Annotated in this window: 5 protein-coding genes; all 5 read right to left on the reverse strand. The window is 47.7% G+C overall.

Annotation, left to right across the window (positions count from 1 at the left end; genetic code table 11):
* Positions 1-3 precede the first annotated feature (3 nt).
* On the reverse strand, positions 4-1,740 hold the full coding sequence (locus tag NBH15_RS09935) for a discoidin domain-containing protein (protein WP_128133077.1): 1,737 nt from the start codon (positions 1,738-1,740) through the stop codon (positions 4-6).
* Positions 1,741-1,860: 120 nt separating this feature from the next.
* Positions 1,861-4,125, reverse strand: a complete 2,265-nt coding sequence (locus NBH15_RS09940; protein ID WP_128133078.1) for a GH92 family glycosyl hydrolase — start codon at positions 4,123-4,125, stop codon at positions 1,861-1,863.
* A 126-nt stretch (positions 4,126-4,251) separates the two neighbouring features.
* Entirely contained in the window at positions 4,252-6,534 is a 2,283-nt protein-coding gene (locus NBH15_RS09945) for a hypothetical protein (protein WP_250822584.1), read from the reverse strand.
* A 266-nt stretch (positions 6,535-6,800) separates the two neighbouring features.
* Positions 6,801-9,038 (reverse strand): hypothetical protein, encoded by a 2,238-nt coding sequence (locus tag NBH15_RS09950; RefSeq protein WP_128133079.1) that lies wholly within the window; start codon positions 9,036-9,038, stop codon positions 6,801-6,803.
* A gap of 36 nt (positions 9,039-9,074) precedes the next feature.
* Complete coding sequence (locus NBH15_RS09955; RefSeq protein ID WP_250822585.1) at positions 9,075-11,393, reverse strand: glycosyl hydrolase family 95 catalytic domain-containing protein; 2,319 nt, start codon at positions 11,391-11,393, stop codon at positions 9,075-9,077.
* Positions 11,394-11,408 lie beyond the last annotated feature (15 nt).

Genomic DNA, 11,408 nt, shown 5'->3' on the forward strand with positions numbered 1-11,408 from the left:
GGATTAACGGCAGACCTCCACCTGTTCGGTCCGGGTAATACCGTTTTCGTTATAAGTATCTATCGTGAAATAATAAGTAACTCCTTTATTCAGGCTGCCGATCTCCAGCGAAGTCTCTCCCATCACCTGGAAATTACTATATAGCTTGTCTTCGGCAATGCCATAACGGACAATATACCCCTGGGCATGCGGCACTTCGTTCCAGGCCAGGCTGACTTTACACGGGTCTTCTTCATTCCGCTTAACCGTAAAGCCGTTCACCGGACGGGGTTTGCTGCCCAAGCCGTTACCGAATATCCTCAAATCGCGGACCGAGAGGTTGGACGATACGGTATATTCCTTATTCTGTAGTTTGATATAGCGGGCTTTAAACGGTTCTTCAAACTCGATATAATCGTGCGGGGTATCCGTCTTTTTCGTGCTGTAATCCACTACCGGATACCAGTCCTCCCCATTCACCGAGGCATAAATCACATAACTCTGGTAAACACCCGGAACGAAGCCCTTCTGTTTGGCCCCATATTCATCGAAATTGACCTGAATGGCATTGACAGACGAAAGATGTTGCAAATCCACCTGCAACCATTCCGTATCGTTGTTGGTAGCGGCAACCCAGGCCGTACGCGAATCCTCATCCACGATGTTCCCTGCCGGAAAACCATCCAGCGTAGAGGAAGCAGTAACCGTCTTGCCGTAAGAAAGCAGCATCCAACCGGGTTGGTTGCTGCCGGAAGCCTGTCTTTTTCCCGTAGGTAAAAACATCGGATAGTCACCGAGATAAGTATCCGTATAGAGATAGCCGTCTTTGTCGAAACCAGCCGGATAGAAAGAGACACGCCGTTCGAACATATGCCGGACGGAAATAGAATTGGTCGCCGCCTTCCAGTAGTTTTCGTTGCCTACGGTAAACATACAACCATGCCCGGCTCCCCCGATAAAGCCTGTCGGCTTATAAGAGACCGGACTGTTTTCCATATAGGTAAAAGGGCCCGAGGGAGAGTCGCTGACATACGTTCCGTCGGCATACGATTTCCATTCGGTTCCGGGAGCGGCATATTGTAAATAATATTTCCCCTGATGAGCCGTCATCCAGGCTCCTTCGATATAAGGGCGGCGGGGCAATTCGTTGTGTTCGCCTGTCCGTTCCCAGCCATATTCTTCTTTATTACTGTTGAAACAAGTAATCACTTCTGTCCGGGCCTCCAGGGTGTTCAGGTCCAAAACCTGTGCATAGATAGGGTCTACGGGCGAACAGCCGTAGTACATATAGAGATTATCCCCTTCCACATAAAAAGCGGGGTCCCAGTAAGACCAGATTTCCTTCACCGGTTCCCACTCTCCCGTTTCCGGTGCAGCCGAACGGTACAACATGCCTTTTCCATGCGTAGAACCGACATAATAGAGATGGTCTTTATGTATAAAAAGCCCCGGTGCATAATCCTCTATCGGCAACACGGAATCGGTGATGAAGACATGTTTCCAATCTGTAAAATCCTCGGAATACCAGTAGCCGGATGACTTAGAGGCAAACAGGTAATATTTGTCTTTAAACGACACCACAACAGGGTCGGCAGCTTCGCGAATCCCCTCACCTCCATCTATTTTCATAAACCGGTAGTTGAGGTTGACCGGGTTACAAAAGGTTTTCGGGGACTGGGCAATCTTTGCCTTTATCAGATGAGTATCCTGGCAACCGATCAATAACGGTGCAATCAAAAAGGTTAGCAACAAACTTTTCATACTTCTTGTACAAATTACATCTTATTATTATGTTTTTCAAGCATCTACAGCCACAAATATACAGACTATCAATCATATAAACAATAAAAACGCACATATTTATTGTATACATAACAACATCTATATCATATCTTCTCCCTTCATTTCGAATACCAGTTCTCCTCCCTGCAATACTTCTTCGAAAGTAATATAGGTTCGCTTCAATTCCTCCCCGTTCAAAAAGACTTTATCGACATAGATATTGCTATCGGATAGATTCCTGGCCTTTATAATAAAATCCGTACCCGAAGGCAGTTTGATCTTTGCATATTCAAACAAAGGAGCTCCCAACTCATATTGGCCGGAAACCGGGTCCATCGGATAGAAACCTAAGGCACTAAAGACATACCAGGCACTCATCTGCCCCGTATCTTCATTCCCGCATATGCCATCCGGCGTATTATTATACAAGGTTGTCAGTACCTGATTGACATACTTCTGGGTTTTATATGGCTGCCCCACTTTATTATACATATAAATCGTATGATGACCGGGTTCGTTGCCATGGGCATATTGTCCGATCAGGCCGGAGATATCACCGGATACATCGTCGCCCTCCAATGCAGAAGACATTGTGAAAAGCGAATCCAGGCGGGCAGCCAGCCGTTCCTTTCCGCCCATCAAAGCCGCCAACCCTTCCACATCGTGAGGAACAAAGAAAGACCACTGCCAGGCATTCCCCTCGCAATAATCATCCTTACGATGCGAAGATGCCAACGGAGCAAAAGGTGTACGCCATTTACCCTCTTTTGTCTTTCCCCTGACAAAGCAAATATCAGTATCAAATACATTTTTATAATTGAAAGACTGTTCATTGAAATAAGCGGCCTCTTCGCTTCTTCCTATCTGTTCGGCAAAACGTGCCAACGCCCTATCGTCGAAAGCATATTCGAGTGTGCGGGCCACCGATTCCATTTCCATATCACAAGGGACGTAACCGTATTTCCTATAATTTTCCAATCCGACGAAATACCCCATCGAATACCCGCATGTATCCTTCATCGCCGATTCGGTCATTGCTTTGAGAGCCAGTTCCGTATCGAAACCGATAATACCGTTCAAATAAGCATTGGTAATTACGGGAAGCGAATGTATTCCGGTCATTTGATAATTCTCAATGCCCCACAACGTCCAGATAGGCAACTGTCCGGCATATTTGTAATGCTCCAACAACGTTTTTACATAGTCTTCGGCCACCTCCGGATGAAGCACCGAAAGAAGCGGGCAGGCCGCCCGGAACGTATCCCAAAAACCGATGACTCCCCCGTAATAATCGAACCCGTCCGTCTGATGGACCTGCCAATCCGGTCCCCTGAAACAATGATCCACATCAGAAAATAAAAACGGATACAGCATCACATTATGTAAAGAAGTATAAAACAGTTCTTTCTTCTTACGGTCTGTCGTTTCGATTTCTATCTGTCCTAACACATCGTGCCACTTGCCGGCGGCCTCTTCGCGGATGGCATCAAATGTTTTATTTTTTGTCTCTGCCCAAAGATTCTTGGCAGCCCCCTGTGTATCCACCGAAGAGAGTGCCGTCCGGACCTCCAATTCGCCCGTATTACTCTCAAAAATCAATAAAGCCTTTATGTTCGTTCCTTCCGCCGAAGTCATCCCTTCCATTCGCCGGTCGTCGACATATAAAACGCACTCTTTAATAGGGGAAGAAAAGGTGGAATAAAAATAAACCTGTTGCCCCGGCGTCCATCCGTTCGAGCAACGATATCCACGAACGGTATACGGATCAATCCATTCAAAAGCCGACGCATACACCGTATCGACATCATGCTCGCTTTGTATGGTACAAGCACTTTCCGAGCCATATTTTAAATCGACAATCACCGGTATCTCACCTTCAGAGGCATACGTATACCGCTGTAGGCCACAGCGTCGGGAAGCCGTCAGTTCAACCGTCAATTGTTTATCATATAAACCGACAGAATAATATCCGGGTTCGGCCTTCTCGTCTTTATGGGATAATACCGCCTGATACTGTTTTGAATAAAGTTCTTCGTCCGTCATACCGCTATTCAAAGGTAAGGGCATAAATAAGATATCCAGAAAATCGGCACATCCTCCGCCACTTTTATGCAGATGGCTGAAGCCCAGGATAGAAGGATCGTCATAATGATAGCCGGCACCATACGGACGCGTATCCGCTCCTATCTGCATCATCCCGAACGGAACAGACGCTACAGGAGCCACCCTTCCTTCCAAACCGGTCCCAATCCATTTATTCACATATTGATTATTACTGCCTGCCTCATTCCGGCAGGCAATCAGCAGGCAGAAAAGCAAGCCGCTTAACAGACGATAGCTAAAAGATGATGAAGAAATATACATAGATTATTATTTAAAAAGATTCAAGATTCAAACGATAAATAACACAATAGTGCCACCATGCACAGCACTATAGAGCTACTATATGTAACACTATAATGCTATCCTTAGTGACACTACTGTGCTATTTTAATAACCTTTCGCCCGTTTCAGGTCAAAGGTTTCCACACTTTTTCCATCGACAAGCCGGTGAAGCGTCCAACTGTTACCGTCTGTGCCAGCTTCCAACCGCCAGTCGTAAGACGGGTCGCGCAGGAGTTTCTTTATCGCACGGGGGAAAGCGTTGGCATGGCGGGCATCTTCCCAGGTGCGGATCGCAGCAAATATCTGATCTTTCTGCGGACAACTTTCCACATCTTTCTGGTTGATCGCCAAGAAGTAAGTGGCCCCGTAACCGACCGAGATTGCCTGAACATGCTCATACTGCTCAACGGTAGAGGTATCTTTAATGGCAAAGTTTCCACCGAAAGAGACCGGGTAATAATTGGAATAAGTAACATCGCGCAAGTCTTTTCCCTGACTGGTGGCACTGCCCCACTCGCGGGTATCGATGTCATAGAGGTTACGTCCGCCACCGACATTCCAGACACTTTGGTAATGCCACGAACCTTCCGACAGAGTGGCACCGGAGAAACGGATATAGGGTACTCCCAACTCTTTCGCCCGACCGAACATTTTCCGGAAGAAGCGTTTGGCGGAATAGTAACCGTGACCGTTATTGAACAGGAATTCCTGCCCGTCGAAGTCGTAAAGGGTCAAACCGCACAGATGGGATACATCGGCATAATATTCGGCGATCTTGTCCTGGAGGGCCAGATTCGGGATAATGCCTTCGTAACCGTAATTGATGGTTACCTGCAATTTATAGACGGTATCATTCGCTTTATGTGCGATTGGCTTGGTTCCCCAATAGCCTCTGGTCACATTCTTCAAGGTATAAGGGGCCGTTTCGGAGACACCCAGGTAATGAATCAGTTCGCCGCCGATCTTTACCATGTTCAGATTTTCACAATGTCCTTCCCAGCTGGCTATTTCTTCCAGATAGGTAGGATCGTCCACAATGATAACGGTATCTTCGGGGGAAAGGTCTTTCATCAAGATGCGTTTCTGCTGATAACACAGGCTATCGCTCGGGACAGGGCTGGCATCCTTCGTGCCCGGTGCCAGTGAATTCGTTATATTGACACGTCCCAGCATGATACCTTTCGCGGCCGCCATGTCGGCAAATTCACGGTGGGATTTGTTACCCGAGTGAAAGCGGAAAGGTTTCTTTTCCTGGTTCCTGCCGTCCAGATAACCTTCATTGGCACGGTCGGGACGCAAGAAACCCTGGTCGTAGGCATGGATAGCCGGGAAACCGAGTTTGGCGGTATAGGAAATGATGCTGTCGTACTGGTTTCCGCTGGTCATAACATCGGGCGAATAGGCGGCTGGATCTTTAATCCATTTTCCATTGACAGTCGGATGAGGCAGTCCTTCGGACAGGACGATATTCTGTATCACGTCCATCAAAGCCGTGCTGTCGGGACTTCCCCACAAGGCGATGGAAGAACCGATAAAATCGACTCCCGGAATCGGTTCCACATCGATATGGTTCGGAATATTGGCCGGCATATTAGGTATCAGGGAATAATGAACCTGACGACTTTTCGTACGGTCGCGCGACTGATAATTCAAAAAGATACGTCCCAGGCTATCGACCATCGCGGCATTTCCGTACATGATGCGGTAATAAGGTTCTTTATTGGCATAGAAAGCGACGTCGCTGATACCGTTTCCGCCCAGTGTAAACACCTGTCCTTCATGCAGGCTATCCGGCAACGGGAAACGTTTCGCGTCGGGCGTATGAATGATATATTGGAATGGAGCCGCATCCCCTTCTATATCAGCGGTACCGCCAATGGTATTGTCGTTGAGGGCAAGCATACCGATGCTGTAATTGACTACATCGCTGGTATCGCGGGCCACTCCGATGATTTCGCCCAACAGGTTGTCGATATTGGTATAATAGGAACCCCATTGGATGCAGTCGATGCCATTCCGGGGCTCGAGACTGTTCAGGGTCAGTTTGAAATATTTATCGGCCGGTTGCAGGGTTATCGTTGCTACCGAACCGTTCGGGTATTCAAGGGTAAAACAATCAGCCTCTGCATTATAAACGGCCTTTTGGGGCGTATAATACACTTTCTTTTCACTGTCATAGAGCGACAGCAACGGAGAGGGTTTGTCGGCAGGACTGAACTCGCGGTTCGGGGAGACAGTCGTATTCTTCATACTCGTGATATACCCCTTGTCATTAATGCCGATACTGAAATAATCGGTCCGGAAATCCCATGTCTTTTCGGTCGTACAACCGAAAAGCGTCAAGGATACAGCCAGGAGAGAGATACATTTCTTACACATATTATCCATATAAGTTATTCAATTAATTTGTTTGCAATTCAGATATTGGTTTGGATTCATATTGGGTTCAATTATTGTCAAATTTGAATGTAGCGTTGTTGGTAGGGGCGGTTCGTGAACCACCCTTACGGTGTCAATGTAAGCCTGTAAGGCTTTAACAAACCAGCCCAGGGTTCTAACCCTGGGTTTATGAAAACTCGTTCCTGCCTTTCCGCCCTGTAAGGGCGGGGCAAGCTAAATATCAACCCTTTTCATCTTGTCGCATCCCTATAAATTCAAAACACTATCTTATAGTTTACCGTTTTACCGGCCTTTACCGTCACCTTGTCTTTCCATTGCAGGAAAGCGTTATCACCCAGAGGGCGGGAAGCCTGTTCCGCATTCTCGGCTAAGATTGTTACGGTGGCATCATAGGCGGTAGGATTTGTAATTTGAAGAACCATCTGCTTGTTGTTTTGCTTTACTATTTTCGCTTCCACATGGTCGAAGATGTACAACGAACCGAGGTCGGTACGCACATAAATACCGGGGATTTCCAACGCCATCAGGGCACCGTTCGTCTCGTTCCAACCCGTCTGTCCGCCGTCGCCACGTGAACCCCGGCTGTCGGCATCGCAATAGGTCAGGCGTTCCGTAATCTTTCCATTCGGCTGGATACCTTCGGCGTGCGCATGGATGACATCACGCAACAGTTCGGCATACGAGGCATCGCCGGTCGAACGATACAATTTGAACAGGGCATCGCCGGACTGGGTGCAGAAACCGGGAGCGCCATGCTTATTCTGTGTACTGGCCCATACGGCTCCGGTCAGGTTTGCCCCCAACTTTGCCAGGGGAGTATTCTCCGGCAAGCGGTAAGGGAAAGAGACAGTCCAGGTGGCACACAGGTTTGCCAGGTCGGCCGACTGTTTCAGATATTGTTCCTTACCGGTTACTTCATACAAAGTCATCAAGGAAGTCATCAAAGCAACTGCCGTCTCCGAATCCGCATTTTGCAGGATATCACCGCAACCACCGGAAGTAAAACCGACCAATGCGAAACTGTCATAGTAATCTTTTGCCGCTTCACAAGCGACCTTCAGATAATCCGGATTATTATAATAGCCGGAGGCCAATGCCAGGCCGGCCACCGCCATGGCACCACTGGTCGTATTGTAAACAGCGATATCGCCGGATTCTACGTCCAGGTAATTTCCCCATGTCCCATGTTTCTTCCAGGTATTGACGAAGGCATCCGCCAGGAGCCGTACATTGGTTTCCCATTCAGGATCGATAGCATTGGCTTTTTCCTGTTCTTTCAGCAGCATAAACTGCTTAACCATCCAATACAGGATATCCCCGTTCTTGCGGGTCAGTCCGACTCCCGGATGATTGGCGGCGGCATCCCGGGAAAAAGGCTTTCCGTCTGCTCCCAGCACATCATAATAATATCCGCTTTTCCCTTTGGCACGCGGCAAGGCGAAATCGAATGTGTTCTTCACTTTTTGCAGATGTTCCGCATCACCCAAAGCCAGCATCGGATATGTATTCATCAGGCCGCCTATCCAACCGTACGACATCCAGTTGGCATTTTCCGGGCAATAGTATTGCCACTGGTCGCCGATATAGTAACGGTCATCGATATTTTTCACCATACGGGTCAACACTTCACTCATCGGCATCAGGTTGCGGGGCGCTTCTCCGCCGGCATGCGACTTACGGTCTTTCATGAAGCGAGCCAGCAGTTCAGGTACATCTTTACAAGGGAAAGTCACTTCCGTTACCCGGATAACGATCTGATCGCCTTTCTTTACCTGTACGCCCCGGTCGGGACTTTTGCTGAAACCGATAAATTCAGGCTTCCGTTCACGTACCCCCGGAGCACTGATTATAAAGGAAGCCACACTTCTGTCGGGAGTTTCCTCCACGATCAGGGCATGGTCCAGCACCTGGTTATTCCAGTCTATACCCTGGTCGGTCAACAGGAATATACCCTTTTGTTTTGCCCGGTCCAGGATCGTGATAGCCGGAGTAGCCGTATTACTTATATTCACTTCCAGGCGGGAACCGGCACCATATTCCGGGGACAATTGAGGAATAGGGTTAGAGGTCAGTGCCAGGTCTTTCCGGCGGTAATCAGTATTATCCAGTCCGGTCGCATACGCACGGTTAACGATACGCTGCCGGTTTCCATTGTACACGGAAGAGGGAATCATCACGTAGTTATCGCTCGTCCAGCCATATTGGTCGAAAGCGACTGCTACGCCGGCATCTTTCATATCCTGTTTGGCGGTAAAGGTGAAGGTATACGTTTTACCATCTTTCACCGCAGTCTGTTCCGTACGGACTTCCCAGGCAGAAGCCGCAGTTATTTCCTTACACTGTTTCAACTCCGCCTCGTTGTAACTGCATTCCAACAACCGGACGGGGGCGCCGGTATTCTTTACTGCCGGCAGCCAGGAAGCCTGAGCCGTTACGTGTGCATGACTTCCTCCCAAAAGACAGAAGGCACACATGATAATCGCATTTTTCATATATCTGATATTATATTTTATTTATTCAGGGTAAAATCAGGAACATCTTATGACATAAGTACTCCCCTTTTTTGTCTTAAATGAATATACATCATTTTGTCTTTTTACAGATATGGCCTTACCGTTTTCGGTAATCCGAATATCTTTACCTTTCCAGGGATTGCTTAATTTGCACTGTCCGCCATTCTCACTGAATATCTCCAACCGGGACACCGTCGTTCCGTCGTAACCGGCCGAAACGAGGAAGGCTCCTTTAGCCCTCAGCCGGGTAAACGAAGCCGGCGTGTTAGTCCAGCAAGGGAAAAAATACATTACATCCTCCACCGTCTGAAGCATCATAGAGTTGACTGTTTCTATAACAGTTGTTTTCTCCGTGCAATGATGTCCGTCGATGATCAGGAAATTAGGTTTAGCTGTTTTTATCAAAGCCTTCATGTTATCGACCAATATATCCGGATCCATCCCGACACGTGCCCCCATCACAAAGGCGCTCAATCCCAGTTCATTCATTGTCTCGGTAAATCCTTTTTGCGAAACCTGGTAATAATATAATGTATTCCGGGCAATCTGCAAGGCGGTAGAATCAGAATGCAAATTCAGCACTTCACACGGATATGCACAATGCATCTGTATGGCATGGCTGGGCCAATCCCATCCGGCTTCATTCTTCGCATAGACCGGAAGGCCTTGATTAGGCGTTTTAGTGGGCATTATTACCTTATACTCCGGAAGATGGGATAAAATGTCATTCCACTTTTTCCGGCGGTCCTTGTCTATCCCTAACAGTTTACTGTATTTGAGTAACAGGCTAAACGTTTGTTCTACAAAAGCTAAATCGGAAGGCGGATTCAAATCCCAAGAATTTTCGTGTCCTCCGGTTGTGATCGTATAACGATATGAATCTCCATACGCTTCTTTCTGCATATAATCTTCATAAAAATCACCACAAAGCCGGATATAAGGATAAGCCTTATCACGCAAGAAATCCATATCACCGGTATATTCATAATACCAACTGAACAGAGGGACATTAAAGGGAGCATTCATGGTTTGCTGCCAATAGTAATTATAAAAGACTCCGATGCCCAACGCACCGACAGGGAAAAGCAGTCCCCGGCAAGATTTTCCTTCCCATGAGGGATGCATCACTCCCATTTCTTCTTTAGCCCGCCGTTTGCCTTCGGGTATAAGCAGTTCAATGGTCTTATAAAATGGCAATACTATTTCCGGACGGTTGGCTGAGAACGCGCTGTAGAATCCAGCCTGACTGTTATAGTTCAGGTGAATATCACCATGATACATCATTTTATCATCCATATTCCACACGCCGTACATACCTCCGGACACAGGCGAATGTTCGTTATAGGCAGAAGCCAATAAGTAAATGGACGATAAATAATGGCGGTTCAATAACTCATCATTTGTTTCTACATACGAACGGGTCCACATATCTTTCCACCAGGCGGTTTTATCGTCCTTCAACCGGGCGATGCTTGTTTTATCGAGTCCGGACAGCCGCCGGGTTGCTGCGGACAATTGCGGATCATTTCCTTTTCCACCTCCGGACACATACGTGGCAACAAACACTGTATCGGATGCCGCCAATTGGAAAGTCGTGCGGATCATCGCCCCGGAAAGGCGTTCCGGCTTGGCAACTCCCGTCCCCACAATCCGGGTGGATATACCGGCCTGGGAAATCCATCTGACCTTTTCCGTCTTTGTCTGACGCGACACCCGGGCGACCGTCCCCTCCACGTCGGCCGTTGTGGCATAAGCTGCCGACCGGCTGTCGGCATACGTATCCACCGAGATGCTGACCGGTGTATTCGAAGGGTTTGTCAGTTCGGTTATGATCACATTTTCCTCCATACTCATCCAACTGGTCATCTTCACCTGTTGGGCGGTGGCAGTTGTCATGCGCAATTCACTGTTCAACTGATCCATCTGGTAACAAAATGCGGACGGATCAGGATGGTTGACCGTGGTAAAACCCGAACAAACCGGAGAATTGACTGTGACAGTCACCCCTCCAACGGGTAAAGCGGCAGGCCCGCTACCAGCCCAGTCAGTCCAACCATCCGTAACAAAATCGACTTTCGATATTTTTAATGTTTGACTATTATCCGATGTAAATGCTACAACTCCTACGTCTCCATTTCCCATATAAGGGCCAAGGGGCGCCTGATTGCTTTTTATGCTGCTGTAGCTGAACGGCTCATGCCATGTCGCCGTAAGCAATTCTTTTTTTCCGGCAAAAAAGGACGTGTCCTCCGGCAGCATCGTATCCAGTATATTGTTTTGTGAATACAGCAAGAAGTTACAACCTAATAAAAGAAGAGTTATTTTCAGTTTCATTGGATATAAGATTTT

It is taken from the genome of Parabacteroides caeci (assembly GCF_023656795.1).
Classification (GTDB): Bacteria; Bacteroidota; Bacteroidia; order Bacteroidales; family Tannerellaceae; genus Parabacteroides; species Parabacteroides segnis.

Coding starts and splice junctions, on each gene's coding strand:
- NBH15_RS09935 (WP_128133077.1), bottom strand. CDS start 1,740: ATGAAAAGTTTGTTGCTAACCTTTTTGATTGCACCGTTATTGATCGGT.
- NBH15_RS09940 (WP_128133078.1), bottom strand. CDS start 4,125: ATGTATATTTCTTCATCATCTTTTAGCTATCGTCTGTTAAGCGGCTTG.
- NBH15_RS09945 (WP_250822584.1), bottom strand. CDS start 6,534: ATGGATAATATGTGTAAGAAATGTATCTCTCTCCTGGCTGTATCCTTG.
- NBH15_RS09950 (WP_128133079.1), bottom strand. CDS start 9,038: ATGAAAAATGCGATTATCATGTGTGCCTTCTGTCTTTTGGGAGGAAGT.
- NBH15_RS09955 (WP_250822585.1), bottom strand. CDS start 11,393: ATGAAACTGAAAATAACTCTTCTTTTATTAGGTTGTAACTTCTTGCTG.